The following is a 16752-nucleotide window of genomic DNA, read 5'->3' on the forward strand; positions in this document are numbered from 1 at the left end:
GCAGGTCTCCGCGCCCCGCGCGGGTGGGGCGCGGGGCGGGTCAGGCCAGGCCGAGGTCCGCCAGGTCGAAGAGGAAGTGGTACGGCACCCCCAGGGCCTCGATCTTCTCGCGCGCCCCCGTGGCCCGGTCGACGATCACGGCCACGCCGCGGACGTCCGCGCCCGCCTCGCGCGCGGCCTCGACCGCGGCGATCGGCGAGGCCCCGGTGGTCGAGGTGTCCTCGAGCACCACGACGGGTCGGCCGGCGATGTCCGGGCCCTCGATGCGGCGCTGCATGCCGTGCGCCTTCGCCTCCTTGCGCACGACGAACGCGTCGAGGTCCTGCCCGCGGGACGCGGCGGCGTGCAGCAGCGCGGTGGCGACCGGGTCGGCACCGAGGGTCAGGCCGCCCACGGCCTCGACGTCCGCCGTGCCCAGCCCGACCTCCTCCAGCCGGTCGAGCAGCACGTGGCCGATGAGCGGCGCGGCGCGGTGGTGCAGGGTCACCCGGCGCAGGTCGACGTAGTAGTCGGCCTCGCGGCCGGAGGACAGCGTGACCCGGCCGCGCACGACGGCCAGCTCGACGATGAGGTCGCGGAGCTGCTCGCGCGGGGTCGGGGAGAGGGAGGAGGTCGTCACGGCCGCCAGCGTAGCGAGGCCGTGCCGCGCGTCAGTCCCCCGGGGCCCTGTCCGGGCGGCGGGTGGCGAGCGCGCGGAGGGCGGAGCGGGGCAGCACCCGCAGCACGCCGGAGGCGGCCCGGTAGCGCAGGCTGGGCGTCGACAGCACGGCCCCCCGGCGCACGTCCGCGAGGGCGGTGGCCACGACCCGGTCGGCGGACAGCCAGGCCAGCTCGGGGTAGGCCTCGCCGGCACGCAGGCCGGCGCGCTCGTGGAACTCGGTGTGCGTCAGGCCCGGGGACACGACGGTGGCCGTGACGCCGGTGCCGGCGAGCTCCGCGGCGAGCCCCTCGGTGAAGGTCCGCACCCACGCCTTGTGCGCGGAGTACGTGCCGGAGGTCATGAGGGCGGCGACCGAACCGACGTTGAGGATCGCGCCGCGCCCGCGCTCGACCATGGCGCCGGCCGCGGCGTGGGACAGCACGAGCACGGCGCGGACCATGAGGTCGAGCGCCGCCTCCTGCTGCGCGAGGTCGCTGCCGACGAACCGCTGGCCCAGGCCGATGCCGGCGTTGTTCACGAGCAGGCCCACGGGCCGCTCGGTCGCGCGCAGCCGCTCCGCGACGCGCTCCACGTCGGCGCGGTCGGTCAGGTCGGCGCGCAGGACCTCCGCGCGGACGCCCGCGGCGGCGCGCAGCTGGGCGGCGAGGCGCTCCAGGCGGTCGGCGTCGCGGGCGACGAGGACGACGTCGTGGCGGGCGGTGGCGAGCTGCCACGCGAACTCGAGCCCCAGGCCGGAGCTGGCGCCCGTGATCAGTGCGGTTCCCATGCGGCCACCCTACGGTCGCGACCCCCCGGTCGCCCGGGTGCCGGTCGCCCGGTTCCCCGGGTGTCGGGAGCGGCCGGTACCGTGCCGGTCATGCGCCTCGCCACCTGGAACGTGAACTCCGTCCGCACCCGCGTCGACCGCGTGATCGCCTTCCTGGAGCGGACCGGCACGGACGTGCTGGCGATGCAGGAGACCAAGTGCAAGGACGAGCAGTTCCCCCGCGAGGCCTTCGAGGCCGCCGGCTACGAGGTGGTCACGAGCGGGTTCAGCCAGTGGAACGGCGTCGCGATCGCCTCCCGGGTCGGCATCCACGACGTCGAGCACGCCTTCGCCGGCCAGCCCGGCTGGGGCGAGGACCCGGTGACCGAGGCCCGCGCCCTCGGGGCGAGCTGCGGCGGCGTGCGGGTGTGGAGCCTGTACGTCCCGAACGGCCGCGAGGTCGGCGACCCGCACTTCGACTACAAGCTGCGCTGGCTGGAGGCGCTGCAGCAGGAGTCGCGCCGGTGGATCGAGGAGGACCCCGCGCTGCCGGTGGCCCTCGTCGGCGACTGGAACGTCGCCCCGCTCGACACGGACGTGTGGGACATCGGCGTGTTCGCCGGGCGGACGCACGTGACCCCGGCGGAGCGGGACGCGTTCCAGGCGTTCGGCGCCGGCGGCTACACCGAGGTGTCCCGCGTGCACGTGCCCGCCGAGCACACCTACACCTACTGGGACTACCAGCAGCTGCGCTTCCCGCGGAACGAGGGCATGCGGATCGACTTCACCTGGGCGTCGCCGGCCCTCGCCCCGCGGGTGACCGGCGTGTCGATCGAGCGGGTCGAGCGCAAGGGCAAGGCGCCGTCGGACCACGTGCCCGTGGTGCTGGACATCGCCGACGCGGCGTGACGGACCCGTTCGGCTACCCCGAGCCGTTCTACGCGCCCGGGTGGGCGCCGCCCCGCCCGCGCACGGACGGCGTGTCCGTCGCGGCGCTGGTCGCGGGCGTGCTCGGCACCGGACCGGTCGCCCTGGTGCTCGGCCTCGTCGGGCTGCGGCGCACGCGGCCGGGTGCCCCGGTCCGTCGCGCCGGGCGGGGCCTCGCGGTGGCGGGCGTGGCGCTCGGCGCGCTCGGGACCCTGGCCTGGGCCGGTGCGGTCGCGCTGCTGGTGGGCTCCGCGGTCGCCGCCCGCCCGCTGCCCGCGGACGTCACGGAGCCCGTCGACGCCCACGCGGTCCAGCTCGTGCCGGGCGCCTGCCTCGCGGACGTCCCCGCGGACGGGCCGGTCGACCGGGTGCGCGTCGTGCCGTGCGCCGAGCCGCACGCGGCGCAGGTGGTGTCGTCCTACGCGTTCGAGCCGGGCTCGGCGTGGCCCGGCCCCGCGGAGGCGTCCGCCCGCGTCGAGGCGTCCTGCGACCTGACCGCCGCCGAGCGCGACCAGGGCACGCGGATGCTCGCGTGGGCCCCCTCGGCGGGGTCGTGGGCGCGGGGGGACCGGACGGGCCTGTGCGTGGCGGTGCCGCCCGCCCCGGTCACGGGGTCGCTGCTGGACGGCACGGCCGCGCCGGCGTCGTCCTAGCGGTCCGCGCCGTCGATCTCGGCGGCGTCCGACGGCGGGGCGTCCTCCCCCGCGTCCAGCGGCACGACGAGCTGGTCCTGCACCTGCCGGCGCACGACGCCGGCCATGTCGGTCGCGCCGCCGTCCAGCAGCCACTGGACCTGCATGCCGTCCATCAGCGCGATGAGCTGACGGCCCGCCGCGTCCGGGTCGACCCCGTCGCGGAGCGCACCCTGCTCGGCGGCCCGCGCGTACGCCGTGGTCGCGGCGTCGAGCGCCCGGCGGTACCGGTCCTGGAAGTACACGTGCGCCGGGTGGTCCGCGGAGGTGGCCTCGGCGGAGAGCACCGCGTACAGCTCGACGATCCCGCGCCGGGTGGCGTTGAGCGCCACCAGCTCGACCAGGTGCCGCAGGGTGGTCACGCCGTCGGCGCTGTCGACGTCCAGCCAGGCGATGTCGACCTCGTCGCGGTGCTCCAGCACCGCGAGCAGCAGGGACTCCTTGGTCGGGAAGTGGTGCAGCAGGCCGGGGTGCGAGATGCCGCACCGCGCCGCGATCTCGCGCAGCGACGCCCCGCGGTAGCCCACCTCGCCGAACATGGCCGTCGCCTGGTCGATGATCTCCCGGCGCTTCGCGCGCCCCTTCGCGTACCCGCGCTGCTGCGTCTCGACGGACATCGTCCCTGGCCCCCGTCACCGTGCTCCGTGCGCGCCGGGCGGCGCGTGGTGGACAGGTTCTCACAGGAGGTCCGCGGACTCGGGAGATAAACCCGACCATGCGGTAGGCATCGGCTACAGTGGCGGCAACGACCCACCGCACGAGGAGGTGCCCCCGCATGACCGTCGCATTCGACGTCGAGCGCGTCCTGGCCGAGCTCACCCTGGAGGAGAAGGCCGCCCTGACCTCCGGCTCCGACTTCTGGCACACCGAGGGCGTCGAGCGCCTCGGCGTCCCGCCGGTGATGGTGACCGACGGCCCGCACGGCCTGCGCAAGCAGGCCGAGAGCGCCGACCACCTGGGCATCGGCAACTCCGTGCCCGCCACCTGCTTCCCGCCCGCCGCCGCGCTGGCCTCGACCTGGGACGTCGACCTGCTCGACCGGGTCGGCCGCGCGCTGGGCCGCGAGACCCGCGGCAACGAGGTCGCCGTGCTGCTCGGCCCGGGCGTCAACATGAAGCGCTCCCCGCTGTGCGGCCGGAACTTCGAGTACTTCTCCGAGGACCCGGCGCTGGCCGGGGACCTCGGCGCGGCGCTCGTGTCCGGCATCCAGTCCGAGGGCGTCGGCACGTCGCTCAAGCACTACGCCGCGAACAACCAGGAGACCGACCGCATGCGGGTCTCCTCCGACGTCGACGAGCGGACGCTGCGCGAGATCTACTTCCCCGCCTTCGAGCGCGTCGTGAAGCGGGCGCAGCCGTGGACGGTGATGTGCTCGTACAACAAGATCAACGGCACCTACGCCTCGCAGGACCCCTGGCTGCTGACCGAGGTGCTGCGCGACGAGTGGGGCTTCGAGGGCCTCGTCGTGTCCGACTGGGGCGCCGTGGTGGACCGCGTCGCCGCCGTCGCCGCCGGGCTCGACCTGGAGATGCCCGCCACCGGCGGCCGGACGGACGCGCTGGTCGTCGACGCGGTGAAGAACGGGCAGCTGGACGAGGCCGTGCTCGACACCGCCGTGCGCCGGGTGCTGACGCTGATCGCCCGCGCGCAGCCCGCGCTGGCCGAGCCCGGCTCGATCGACGTCGAGGCGCACCACGCGCTGGCCCGCGAGGCCGCGGCGGACGGCTCGGTGCTGCTGAAGAACGCGCCGGTCGACGGGACCCCGGTCCTGCCGCTGTCGGCGGACGACGCCGGTCGCGCCGTGGTGATCGGCGAGTTCGCCCGCACCCCGCGCTACCAGGGCGCCGGGTCCTCGCAGGTGAACCCGACCCGCCTGGACGACGCGCTCACGGCGCTGCGGTCGGCCACCGGCACGGACCTCGCGTTCGCCGCCGGCTTCTCGGTCGCCGGCGTGGAGGGCTCGCAGGACGCCGACGACGCCGCGCTGCTCGCGGAGGCCGTCGAGGTCGCCCGCGGCGCCGGCACCGTGCTGCTGTTCCTCGGCCTGCCCGCCCCCGACGAGTCCGAGGGCTACGACCGCACCCACCTCGACCTGCCCGCCAACCAGCTCGCCGTGCTGCGCGCGGTCGCCGAGGTGAACGACCGCGTGGTCGTCGTGCTGGCCAACGGCTCGGCGGTGGCCGTCGAGTGGCAGGCCGCCGCCGCGGCGGTGCTGGAGACGTGGCTCGGCGGCCAGGCCGGCGGCTCGGCCGTCGCGGACCTGCTGCTGGGCGTGCGGAACCCGTCCGGCAAGCTCGCCGAGACGATCCCGCACCGCGTCGAGGACACCCCCGCGTTCGGCAACTTCCCCGGGGACAACGGGCACGTCCGGTACGGCGAGGGCGTGCTCATCGGTTTCCGCTGGTACGACACCCGCCTGCTCGACGTCGCCTACCCGTTCGGCCACGGCCTGTCGTACACGACGTTCGGCTACTCCGACGTCGCGGCGACCGTGTCCGGCGAGGGCGCGACGTCCGCCGTGGACGTGTCGGTGACGGTGACCAACACCGGCGACCGCGCCGGCGCCGAGACCGTCCAGGTCTACGTCGGCGACCCCGAGGCCGCCGTGCTGCGCCCGACCCGCGAGCTCAAGGCGTTCGCGAAGGTGACGCTGGAGCCGGGCGAGTCCCGCACGCTGACCTTCGCGCTCGACGCCCGCGACCTGTCGTACTGGCACCCGGCGCTCCGGCGCTGGGCCGTCGGCGGCGGGCGCACCGTGATCGAGGTGGGCGCGTCGTCCCGCGACATCCGCGGCACGGCCGAGGTGACCATCGTCGGCGAGTCCCTGCACGGGACGCTCACCGCGGACTCGACGGTCAACGAGTGGCTCGCCCACCCGCGGGGCGCCGAGCTGCTCGGCGCCGCGTTCGGCGAGGCCACCGCGGCGCTCGACCCGACGATGCTGGCGATGATGGGCGACATGCCGATGCGCGTCGTCGCGGGCTTCGGCATGGGCGGCTTCGACCTGGCCGGGCTGGACGACCTGGTGGCGCGGGCCGGGGCCTGACCCGCCGGCGGCGCCGCACGCCGCACCCGCCCGCGGGCCCGCCGCGCACCTCGCGCGGCGGGCCTGCGGCGCGTCTGGGTCGCACCGCCACCGGGGAATGGACCCGATCGTGCCGACGCGCCCGGGCGTGTCGGCACGATCGGATCCATTCGCCTCCCAGCGGGACGACCGGGCGGGCTCGAGCGCCGGACAGACGGGCGTGCGCGCCGACGGCGTCCGGGCGGGCCCTGCGTCCCATCCCGCGCCGCGGCAGCGGTGGCAGGCTCGAGGGCACGGGGCCGCGTCCGGCGGTCGCGTCGGGGCGAGAGGGGTTCGGACATGGCAGCACCGCGGGTCGTCGTGGTCGGTGGCGGGTACGGCGGGACGCAGGTCGCCTCGCTGCTGGACGGCGTCGCCGACGTCGTCCTCGTGGACCCCAAGGACGCGTTCGTGCACGCCGCGGCGGCGCTGCGCGCGGCGGTCGACCCGTCGTGGGAGGACCGCGTGTTCTTCGGCTACGACCGCCTGCTTGACCGCGGTCTCGTGCTGCGCCAGAAGGTCGAGCGCGCGACGTCCGGGCAGGTGCGGCTCGCGGACGGCACCACGCTGGACGCCGACTACCTGGTGCTCGCGACGGGGACCGCGTACCCGTTCCCGGCCAAGTTCATCGAGTCCGAGACCGCGGTCGCGCAGGCGCGGCTCGCCCGGATGCGCGAGGGGCTGGCGCGCGCGGAGCGCGTCCTGGTCGTCGGCGCCGGCGCCGTGGGCCTGGAGCTGGTCGGCGAGCTGCTGGACGCCTACCCGCACCTGTGGATCACCCTGGTCGACCAGGCCGACGACGTGCTCACCACGGACGACTACCTGCCGGAGCTGCGGGAGACGGTGCGCGGCCAGCTCGCCGACCGGGTGGAGCTGGTGCTGGGCTCCCGCCTGGGCTACCTGCCGCCGTCGGACGTCGGCGTGCACGAGCCGTTCGTCGTGGAGACCGAGGCGGGCGTCCGCGTCGAGGCGCAGATGTGGTTCCGCTGCTACGGCAACCTGCCGGCGAGCGACTACCTGGCGGGCGACCTGATGGGTGCGCGCAACGGCCTCGGCGAGGTCCGGGTGGACGGCACCCTGGCGCTGACCGGGCACCCGACGGTGTTCGCGGTGGGCGACATCACGGACGTGCCGGAGTCGAAGCGCGCGTCGGCGGCGCGGGCGCACGCCGAGGTGGTGGCCGCGAACATCACGGCGCTGATCGAGGGGCGGGAGCCGACCGCGACCTACGCCCCGGCGCCGGAGCGCATCCTGCTGCCGCTGGGCCGCGCCGGCGGGGCCTCGCAGCTGGTCGGAGAGGACGGGGTGCGCCGCGTGGTCGGTGCGGCGGCGACGAGCCGGCTGAAGGGCGAGGACCTGTACGCGTCGAAGGTGGGCGCGCTGTTCGCCTGAGCCGGGGGTCGGTCAGCCGCGGGCGGCGAGCCGCCGGCGGCGCAGCCGGGTCCAGACGAACCGCACCACCAGCACCACGATCACCGCGTACACGGCGTAGTTGATGTAGTCCGAGTAGTGCCCGACGTCCTGCCACTGGGAGCCGAGCACGTACCCGCCGACGATCAGCAGGCTGTTCCACACGGCGCTGCCGATCGCGGTGTAGAGCAGGAACCGGACCTGCGGCATCCGCTCCAGCCCGGCGGGGATCGAGACCAGCGAGCGGACGATCGGGACGCACCGCCCGATGAGCACCGCCGCGCCGCCGTGCCGCTCGAACCACGCCTCGGCGCGGTCCAGGTCCTCGACCTCCATCAGCGGGATCTTCTCCAGCCAGCGGCGGAGCCGCGCCCGGCCGAACCACGCGCCCAGCCCGTAGAGCAGCCAGGCGCCGGCGACCGCGCCGAGCGTCGCGGAGACGATCGCCCACGCGAGGTTCATCTGCCCCTGGCTCGCGACGTACCCGGCCACGGGCAGCACGACCTCGGACGGGATCGGCGGGAACAGGTTCTCCAGCGCCACGACGAGACCGACCCCGGCGGGGCCCATCGTCTCGATGACGCTCACCACCCAGCCGGCCAGGCCGGTGAGCTCGGGCGCGGCGTCGGAGGCGGCGGGGGCGGCGGCCAGGGCGAGGGTCGCGTTCATCGCGGTCGATCGTCGCACGCGACCTCGCCCGCGGCCTGCGAGGACGGCAGTCGGGCGTGCGAGGCGCACAGGTCCTGCACACCGCGCACACCGGACATCGCGGACATGCGGCGCCGAGCGCGGTCGTCCGCGCCGGGCGCGGCAGCTCCTGCTCCCGCGCTCGGCGCGACGCACCGCGGTCGGCACCGCACCGCCCGTGGTCAGGCCCGGGTCAGCACCAGGCCGCCGTCGTCCGCGCGCGTGACCCGCACGGTGTCGCCGTCCCGGACCTCGCCTGCGAGCAGCAGCCGCGCCAGCTTGTCGCCGATCTCGCGCTGCACGAGACGCCGGAGCGGCCGGGCGCCGTACGCCGGGTCGAAGCCCTCGATCGCCAGCCACTCGCGCGCCGCCGGGTCGACGTCCAGCGTGAGCCGCCGGTCCCGCAGCCGGGCCGCGAGCGCCGCGACCTGCAGGTCCACGATCCGGCCGATCTCCTCGAGCGACAGCGGGTCGAACAGCACGATGTCGTCGAGCCGGTTGAGGAACTCCGGCTTGAACGCCGCGCGCACGGCGTCCATGACCCCCGCGCGACGCTGCTCGGGGTCGAGCAGCGGGTCCACCAGGTGCTGCGAGCCGAGGTTCGACGTCAGCACGAGGATGACGTTCCGGAAGTCGACCGTGCGCCCCTGGCCGTCGGTGAGCCGGCCGTCGTCGAGCACCTGCAGCAGGATGTCGAACACCTCGGGGTGCGCCTTCTCGACCTCGTCCAGCAGCAGCACCGAGTACGGGCGGCGCCGGACGGCCTCGGTGAGCTGGCCGCCCTCCTCGTAGCCGACGTACCCCGGGGGCGCCCCGATCAGGCGCGCGACGGAGTGCCGCTCGGCGTACTCGGACATGTCGATCCGGACCATGGCGCGCTCGTCGTCGAACAGGAAGTCCGCGAGCGCCTTGGCCAGCTCGGTCTTGCCGACGCCGGTCGGGCCGAGGAACAGGAACGACCCGGTCGGCCGGTCGGGGTCGGCGATGCCCGCGCGCGAGCGCCGCACGGCGTCCGAGACGGCGGCGACCGCCGCGGACTGCCCGATCAGCCGCTCGCCGATGACCTGCTCCATCCGGAGCAGCTTCGCGGTCTCGCCCTCCAGCAGCCGCCCGGCGGGGATGCCGGTCCACATGGCGACGACCTCGGCGATCTCGTCCGGGCCCACCTTGTCGGCGATCATCGGGGTGTCGGCCGCGACCGACGCGTCGGCCTCCCGCTCGGTGCGCTCGGCCTCCGCGATCTCCTTCTCGACCGCCGGGATCTCGCCGTACTGCAGCCGGGCGGCGGCGGCGAGGTCGCCCTCGCGCAGCAGCCGGTCCGCGGTCGAGCGCAGGTCGTCCAGGCGGGCCTTGAGGTCGCCGACCAGGTTGTGGCCGGCCTTCTCCTTCTCCCAGCGCGCGGTCAGCCCGGCGAGCTCCTCGCGGCGGTCGGCCAGGTCGGCGCGCAGCTTCTCCAGCCGCTCGCGGGAGGCCGGGTCGTCCGCCTCGGACAGCACGACCTCCTCCATCTCCAGCCGGGTGACGGCGCGCTGCAGCTCGTCGATCTCGACCGGGGAGGAGTCGAGCTCCATCCGCAGTCGGGACGCCGCCTCGTCGACCAGGTCGATCGCCTTGTCCGGGAGCTGCCGGCCGGTGATGTACCGGTCCGACAGGGTCGCGGCGGCGACCAGCGCGGCGTCGGCGATCGTCACCTTGTGGTGCGCCTCGTACCGCTCCTTGAGGCCGCGCAGGATCGCGACGGTGTCCTCCACGGACGGCTCGCCGACGAACACCTGCTGGAACCGGCGCTCCAGGGCGGGGTCCTTCTCGATCCGCTCGCGGTACTCGTCCAGCGTGGTGGCGCCGACCAGGCGCAGCTCGCCGCGGGCCAGCATCGGCTTCAGCATGTTGCCCGCGTCCATCGCGCCCTCGCCGCCGGCGCCCGCGCCGACGACCGTGTGCAGCTCGTCGATGAACGTGACGACCTCGCCCTCGGAGGAGGTGATCTCCTCCAGGACGGCCTTGAGGCGCTCCTCGAACTCGCCGCGGTACTTCGCGCCGGCGACCATCGCCGCCAGGTCGAGCGAGACCAGGCGCTTGCCGCGCAGGGACTCCGGCACGTCGCCGGCGACGATGCGCTGGGCCAGGCCCTCGACGACGGCCGTCTTGCCGACGCCGGGCTCGCCGATCAGCACCGGGTTGTTCTTGGTCCGGCGGGACAGCACCTGGATCACGCGGCGGATCTCGGCGTCCCGGCCGATCACCGGGTCGAGCTTCCCGTCGCGGGCGCGCTGCGTCAGGTCGACCCCGTACTGCTCCAGGGCCTTGTAGGTGCCCTCGGGGTTGGGGCTGGTGACCCGGGCGGAGCCGCGGACGGACGGCAGCGCCGCGGCGAGCGCGTCGCGGGACGCGCCCTGGGCGCGGAGGGCGTCGGCGACGCCGGTCTGGCCGGCGGCGAGGCCGAGCAGGAGGTGCTCGGTGGACACGTAGTCGTCGCCCAGGGTGCGCGCCTCGGCGGACGCGGCCTCGATCGCGGAGGCGGTGGCCCGGGAGGCGGTCGGCTGGGCGACGGAGGAGCCGCTCGCCGCGGGGAGGTTGACGAGGATCGCGCGCACCGCCCGGCCGAGCGCCTGGCGGTCGGCGCCCACGGCGTCGAGCAGGCCGTTCGCGACGCCGCCCTCCTGGGCGAGCAGCGCGTTCAGCAGGTGGGCCGGCTCCAGCTGCGGGTTCCCCGCGGCCGACGCCTGCTGGATGGCGTCGCCGATCGCCTCCTGCGACTTGGTGGTGAGCTTCGCGTCCAACGTCCCCTCCGTGCGTCCGGGTCGCGGCGGCCGGTCGGCCGCGCGCGTGCGTGCGTGGTGTCACCGCGCTGGATCCGCGCGGGACGTCCCGTGCAACGCCGAGCAAGTTGAGCCTATTCCGCTCAACTCTTGCCGTCGACCCGGGGTCGCCCGGGCGGACCACGACCGACGCGCGGGGGGCGTGGGTCACGGGCCCCCGGCACCGCTTCGGCCGATCGGGTGACGCCGGGTCATAGCAGCACGTGACTCTGACGGTCGTCACTGCCCGTTGTGACCGGCTTCACGCCGTCGACCCCTTTACGACACATCCTCGAAACGCGCGACACGCGCGCTGACCAGCGGAGCAGTTGAAGCGCTTCCCCGTTCCGGACATGTCGGACTTGCACGACTGTGATCTGCACATTTGCGGGCAATCCGGACACCTTTGCTGTGATCCATCTCACAAACCGTGCCCGATTTGCCGGGTGCGAGTTGCGCGAGGCCCGCCGCGTCCAACACGCTGGGCCCACTCGAGGCCGGGAGCACATCCGGCGCACAGACTCCACCCGATCGTCTCGTCGCCGCCCGTCCGAACGGGTGACACCACCGCCCCCGAAGCCCCCGCTCCTGTCACAGAGGCGCACGCCTCCCGACCGGGACAGCACACGTGCGTCCCCGCCCTCCGCCGCGTCACCGTCGCCGCCGGCCCCCTCCCGACCGACGCCGAGGTGAGCGATGTTCATCTTCATCCTGCAGATCCGGCACATGCTCGACGAGCAGGCCGAGCTGTACCTCTTCACGATCTTCTCCGGGCTCGTCTGGGCCCTGTGGCTCCTCAAGGTGGGCCTGTCCCGGCGGTACCGCCCGTGGACCGAGGAGCACCACGAGACGACCAGCGTGATCGTCCCGGTGGTCGACGAGCCCCTCGACCTGTTCCGCGACGTGCTGACGCGCGTGACCGAGCAGCGGCCCGACGAGGTGATCGTCGTCATCAACGGCGCGGTCAACCCCGGGCTCCAGGCCGTCTGCGAGGAGTTCGCGCCGCTCGTCCGCTGGGTGCACACCCCCGTCCCGGGCAAGCGGAACGCGGTCAAGATCGGCACCGAGATGTCGAAGTACGACATCACCGTGCTGCTCGACTCCGACACGGTGTGGACGCCGGGCACGCTGCCCGAGCTCATCAAGCCGTTCAAGGACGCGAACGTCGGCGGGGTCACCACCCGCCAGCGCATCCTCGAGCCGACCCGCTCCTGGATCACCCGCTGGGCGGACTGGCTGGAGAACTCGCGCTCGCTCTACTCGATGCCGGCGCAGTCGGTCCTCGGCCAGGTCGGCTGCCTCCCGGGCCGCACGATCGCGTTCCGCCGGCACATCCTCATCGACGTCATGGACGACTTCATGACCCAGCGGTTCATGGGCGTGTTCCTCGAGGTCTCCGACGACCGCACCCTGACGAACCTGACCCTCAAGCAGGGCTACCGGACCGTCTACCAGCACACGAGCCTCGTCTACACCGACGCCCCGCTGCAGGTGAAGAAGCTGTTCAAGCAGCAGCTCCGCTGGGCGAGGGGCTCGCAGTACAACACCCTGCGGATGCTCCCCTGGATGCTCGGGCACGCGCCGATCCTGGCGATCTTCTTCCTGACCGACATCCTGCTGCCGTTCCTGCTCGTCGGGACGATCGCGGGCTGGGTCTACCGCTCCGTGAGCGGAACCGGCGTCAACCTCTACGAGGCGATGCTCGAGACCTACGGTGCCCAGGCCGGCTGGTTCTGGGTCATCGGCCTGATGGTCGTGTCCTCGGTGCTGTCGATGGCGATCCGGCAGATCCGGCACCTGCAGGAGGTCCCGAGCGACTTCTTCCGGCTGCCGATCTTCATCATCGTCTCGACGTTCTTCCTCATGCCGGTCCGCCTGCTCGGCTTCCTGCGCATGGCGCACGCCTCCGGCTGGGGCACCCGGGCCGGTGCGTACGCCGGCGGCGACCCGGGCCAGGGTGGCGCCGAGGAGAACCCGCAGCCCGGCACGCTCGAGGCCGAGCTCGGCCTGATCGCCGACACCGCGCCGGTGGACGTCGTCGACCGCGGCGGCTTCCCGACGCAGCGCGACCACGCCACCGACCCGGGCGCGTACGGCGAGCCGGTGCACGCCGTCGCGGGGCACGCCCCGCTGGAGGCCGGCGCGATCGCGTCCCCCGCCCCCGCCCCGGCCGCGGCGCCGGGGACGCACACCGCGGTCGCCACCGTGGCCGCACCCGAGAGCTCGCGGCGGCACGCCCGTGCTGCCGCCCCCGCCCCCGCCCGCCGACGGCTCAACCCGCTCGCGGCGATCCCCTACGTGATCGCCGTGGTCCTGTTCGCCCTGGAGGCCCTCCTCTATGTCTGACGCACCGATCACCCCCAGCGGCAAGCACTGGTGGGCGCCCACGATGGGCCGGATGACCCTCCGCGCCCGGGTCGCGACCGCCGTCATCGTGCTGGCCCTCGTCGCCGTCACCGCCGTCGTGTGGAACCTGCCGACCGTCTCCTCGATCGTGAACGCCGAGGCCGACGAGCCCACCGCCGCCGAGCTCGCGCTCCAGCAGCGGAACGCCGAGCTCGAGGGCCAGCTCCAGTCCAGCCGCGCGCAGGCCGACGCCCTGCGCGAGGTCCTGGGCGACGAGCAGGCCGCCCGCAAGAAGGGCGAGGAGTCCGCGGCGCAGAACCAGGCGCAGCGGGAGGCCGAGGCGGCCGCAGCCGCCGAGGCGGACCAGCAGGCGGCCTCCGGGTCGTCGGGCTCGTCGAAGTCCTCCGGCTCGTCGTCCCGGTCCGGTCGCGGCGGTTCCGCGGCCGCCGCCGGCACCTCGGCGTCCGGCCACGGCTCGTCCTCCGGCAGCGGCGCGGCCAACCCGACCAACCCGCGCCCCGAGAACCCCGCCACGCCGGCGGCGCCCGCCACGCCCACCGCGCCGAGCAAGGCCGAGCTGGTGAACCCGACGAACCGCTACTTCGGCATGTACACCGAGCAGGCCCCGTTCAACTGGGCCACGTTCGACGACGCGGCGAACGCCGTCGGCCGCCAGCAGACCATGGTCGGCTTCTTCGGCGGCTGGGACGAGGACTACCGCGCCAACGCGGTCACCCGCTCCTGGCAGCGCGGGATGCTGCCGATGCTGACCTGGGAGTCCCGGCCGATCGCGTCGAAGAACGACGTGGTCGACGAGCCGGACTACACCCTCCCGAAGATCATCGCGGGCGACTTCGACGCCTACCTGACGAAGTACGCGCAGGACATCGCCGCGACCGGCCTGCCCCTGGCGATCCGCCTGGACCACGAGATGAACGGCACCTGGTACCCCTGGGCCGAGCAGACCGGCTCCGGCGCCCCGATCAACGGCAACGACGTGGGCGACTACGTGAAGATGTGGCAGCACGTCCACGACGTCTTCGAGGCCAACGGCGCCAACCAGTACGTGATCTGGGTCTGGGCCCCGAACATCGTCAACAACCTGTCCTCGTCGCACCAGAGCACCGAGTTCCTGCGGGCGCTCTACCCGGGCGACGACTACGTGGACTGGGTCGGCGTCTCCGGCTACCAGCGCCCGCCGTACAAGGCCGACAACAACGCGACCTTCTCGTACACGTACGACCGCACGCTGAACCAGCTCCGCGCGATCACGGACAAGAAGATCCTGCTGGCCGAGGTGGGCGCGTCGGAGATCGGCGGCACGAAGCCCGCGTGGGTGTCGTCGTTCTTCCAGGGCTTCGACCCCGGTCGCAACGACGACGTGATCGGCTTCGCCTGGTTCAACCTCGCGGTGACGACCTACGTCGACGGCCAGCTCGCGACCAACGACTGGCGGGTCGACTCCCGGGCCAACAGCCTCGAGGCGTTCCGGGCCGGCATCGCGGACCCGGCGCGCGACTTCGGGGGCCAGGTGCTCGCGACCGCTCCCGCCGCCGTCCCGGAGCAGCCGGCCGCGGAGGAGCCGGCAGCCGCCGCCGCCCCGGCACCCACGCCGGCGCCGACCCTGGCGCCGACGCCGGCTCCCTCCGCGGCGCCGACGGCCACGCCCGCCCCGAGCGCCTCGCCGTCGCCGTCGCCCAGCGCGACCGCCTCGCCCGCCCCGACCCCGGCGGCGACCCCGTGACCGCCCGCCGGACCCGCACTCCCCGCCACCCGCGCCCCACCGTGAGGAGCACTGCCATGAACGACGCGTCCCTCTCCGCCGCCGCCCTGTCCGCCGAGGGCCTGGCCGCGGCCGACCTGCCCGTCGAGGAGACCGAGGCCGGCACGACCGCCCGCACCGGCTCCGCCCCGCTCAAGATCAGCGTGTACGGCACCGGGTACCTCGGCGCCACGCACGCGGTCGCGATGGCCGAGCTCGGCTTCGAGGTGCTCGGCGCCGACGTCGACCAGGCCAAGGTCGACGCGCTGGCCGCCGGCAAGGTGCCGTTCTTCGAGCCCGGGCTCGACCCGCTGCTGGAGAAGCACCTCGACACCGGCCGGCTGCGGTTCACCACCGACCTCGCCTCCGCCGCCGCCTGGGGCGACGTGCACTTCATCTGCGTCGGCACGCCGCAGATGAAGACCAGCCACGCCGCGAACCTGTCCTACGTCGAGTCCGCCGCGACCACCATCGCGTCGAACCTCACCAAGGACGCGCTGATCGTCGGCAAGTCGACCGTCCCGGTCGGCACCGCCGCCCGGCTGCGCGAGGTCGTCGCCGCCCACGTCCCCGCGGGCGTCTCGCTGGAGCTCGTCTGGAACCCGGAGTTCCTGCGCGAGGGCAAGGCCGTCGAGGACACGCTGCACCCCGACCGCATCGTGCTCGGCGGCACCTCGGAGCGGGCCGAGGCCACGCTGCGCGAGGTGTACGCCGGCCCGATCGCCGAGGGCACCCCGGTCGTCGTGACCGACCTGCCGACCGCCGAGCTGGTCAAGGTCAGCGCGAACGCGTTCCTCGCCACGAAGATCTCGTTCATCAACGCGATCTCCACGGTCTGCGAGGCGGCCGGCGCCGACGTCACCGTCCTCGCCGACGCCCTGGGCCACGACGTCCGCATCGGCCGGCAGTTCCTCAACGCGGGCCTCGGGTTCGGCGGAGGCTGCCTCCCCAAGGACATCCGCGCCCTCATGCACCGTGCGAACGAGCTCGGCGCCTACCGCGCCTCCGCGCTGCTGCAGCAGGTCGACGAGATCAACATGGGCCAGCGCGAGCGCGTGCTGGACATGGCCGTCGAGGCCTGCGGCGGCTCGGTGCTGAACCGGCGGATCGGCGTGCTCGGCGCGGCGTTCAAGCCGGACACCGACGACGTCCGCGACTCGCCGGCCCTGAACGTCGCCGCGGCGCTGCACCTGCGCGGCGCCCAGGTCACCGTCTTCGACCCGGAGGCCGGCGACACCGCGCGCCGCTCGTTCCCGACCCTGTCCTACGCCACCTCGATCGAGGAGGCCGTCGAGGGCACCGACGTCGTCCTGGTGCTCACCGAGTGGGACCAGTTCGCGAACGCGGACGCCGACAAGCTGGCGCCGCTGACCGCCACGCCCCGCGTCGTCGACGCGCGCGGCAAGCTCGACCCCACCCGCTGGCGGACCGCCGGCTGGGAGTTCGCCGGTCTGGGGCGGCCCGCCGCCTGACGGGCGGCCACGGGACGGGGCGTCCCGGCCGGTCGGCGCGCGGAGGGAGCGCCGGCCGGTCGGGGCGCCCCTTCGTCGTGCCCGGCATCCGGACAGGGCCGGTCCGTCAGGTGAGCAGATCCGGACCCGAGGCCTTGCGCACCTCGGCGCCCTGCCCCCACTCTGGGACGCGACGCCCCCTCGGGGCG

General features: G+C 74.5%; 12 protein-coding genes. 7 read left to right on the top strand and 5 right to left on the bottom strand.

Annotation, left to right across the window (positions count from 1 at the left end; translation table 11 throughout):
- Positions 1–40: 40 nt before the first annotated feature.
- Positions 41–619, bottom strand: coding sequence for an orotate phosphoribosyltransferase (gene pyrE / locus FS882_RS01375; protein WP_147794623.1), 579 nt, complete (start codon positions 617–619; stop codon positions 41–43).
- A 31-nt stretch (positions 620–650) separates the two neighbouring features.
- Positions 651–1427: an SDR family NAD(P)-dependent oxidoreductase gene (locus tag FS882_RS01380; RefSeq protein ID WP_158370021.1), complete on the bottom strand. Its 777-nt coding sequence runs from the start codon at positions 1425–1427 to the stop codon at positions 651–653.
- Positions 1428–1517: 90 nt separating this feature from the next.
- Between FS882_RS01380 and FS882_RS01385 the strand changes: the two genes are divergently transcribed.
- Positions 1518–2315, top strand: a complete 798-nt coding sequence (locus tag FS882_RS01385; RefSeq protein WP_158370023.1) for an exodeoxyribonuclease III — start codon at positions 1518–1520, stop codon at positions 2313–2315.
- Positions 2312–2986: a DUF4190 domain-containing protein gene (locus tag FS882_RS01390; RefSeq protein ID WP_262347991.1), complete on the top strand. Its 675-nt coding sequence runs from the start codon at positions 2312–2314 to the stop codon at positions 2984–2986. The genes FS882_RS01385 and FS882_RS01390 overlap by 4 nt, the downstream gene beginning before the upstream one ends.
- On the opposite strand, the gene FS882_RS01395 is transcribed toward FS882_RS01390, so the two are convergent.
- Positions 2983–3642, bottom strand: a complete 660-nt coding sequence (locus tag FS882_RS01395) for a TetR/AcrR family transcriptional regulator (protein WP_158370025.1) — start codon at positions 3640–3642, stop codon at positions 2983–2985. The two genes, FS882_RS01390 and FS882_RS01395, sit on opposite strands and share 4 nt — an antisense overlap.
- A gap of 158 nt (positions 3643–3800) precedes the next feature.
- On the opposite strand from FS882_RS01395, the gene FS882_RS01400 reads away from it, so the two are divergent.
- Both FS882_RS01400 and FS882_RS01405 read left to right on the top strand, forming a co-directional pair.
- Positions 3801–6071 carry a glycoside hydrolase family 3 C-terminal domain-containing protein gene (locus FS882_RS01400; RefSeq protein WP_158370027.1) on the top strand — a complete coding sequence of 757 codons (2271 nt, stop codon included), beginning with the start codon at positions 3801–3803 and terminating at the stop codon, positions 6069–6071.
- A 318-nt stretch (positions 6072–6389) separates the two neighbouring features.
- The gene (locus FS882_RS01405) at positions 6390–7481 is read left to right on the top strand and encodes an FAD-dependent oxidoreductase (RefSeq protein WP_158370029.1); all 1092 of its coding nucleotides are present in this window, start codon (positions 6390–6392) and stop codon (positions 7479–7481) included.
- A 12-nt stretch (positions 7482–7493) separates the two neighbouring features.
- Here FS882_RS01405 and FS882_RS01410 read toward each other — a convergent pair whose 3' ends face one another.
- Together FS882_RS01410 and clpB are read right to left on the bottom strand one after the other, a co-directional pair.
- Positions 7494–8168: a DedA family protein gene (locus FS882_RS01410; protein ID WP_158370031.1), complete on the bottom strand. Its 675-nt coding sequence runs from the start codon at positions 8166–8168 to the stop codon at positions 7494–7496.
- A 200-nt stretch (positions 8169–8368) separates the two neighbouring features.
- Complete coding sequence (clpB, locus tag FS882_RS01415) at positions 8369–10966, bottom strand: ATP-dependent chaperone ClpB (RefSeq protein ID WP_158370033.1); 2598 nt, start codon at positions 10964–10966, stop codon at positions 8369–8371.
- A 714-nt stretch (positions 10967–11680) separates the two neighbouring features.
- Between clpB and FS882_RS01420 the strand changes: the two genes are divergently transcribed.
- The 3 genes from FS882_RS01420 to FS882_RS01430 are packed head-to-tail and all read left to right on the top strand — an operon-like array spanning position 11681 to position 16564.
- Entirely contained in the window at positions 11681–13330 is a 1650-nt protein-coding gene (locus FS882_RS01420) for a glycosyltransferase family 2 protein (protein ID WP_158370035.1), read from the top strand.
- Positions 13323–15074, top strand: coding sequence for a glycoside hydrolase family 26 protein (locus tag FS882_RS01425; protein WP_187365068.1), 1752 nt, complete (start codon positions 13323–13325; stop codon positions 15072–15074). Before FS882_RS01420 ends, FS882_RS01425 begins: the two co-directional genes overlap by 8 nt.
- Before the next feature lie 56 nt (positions 15075–15130).
- Positions 15131–16564 carry a UDP-glucose dehydrogenase family protein gene (locus FS882_RS01430; RefSeq protein ID WP_158370037.1) on the top strand — a complete coding sequence of 478 codons (1434 nt, stop codon included), beginning with the start codon at positions 15131–15133 and terminating at the stop codon, positions 16562–16564.
- The last annotated feature ends 188 nt before the right edge of the window (positions 16565–16752 follow it).

Source organism: Cellulosimicrobium cellulans (assembly GCF_007679345.1).
Taxonomy (GTDB): Bacteria; Actinomycetota; Actinomycetes; order Actinomycetales; family Cellulomonadaceae; genus Cellulomonas; species Cellulomonas cellulans_A.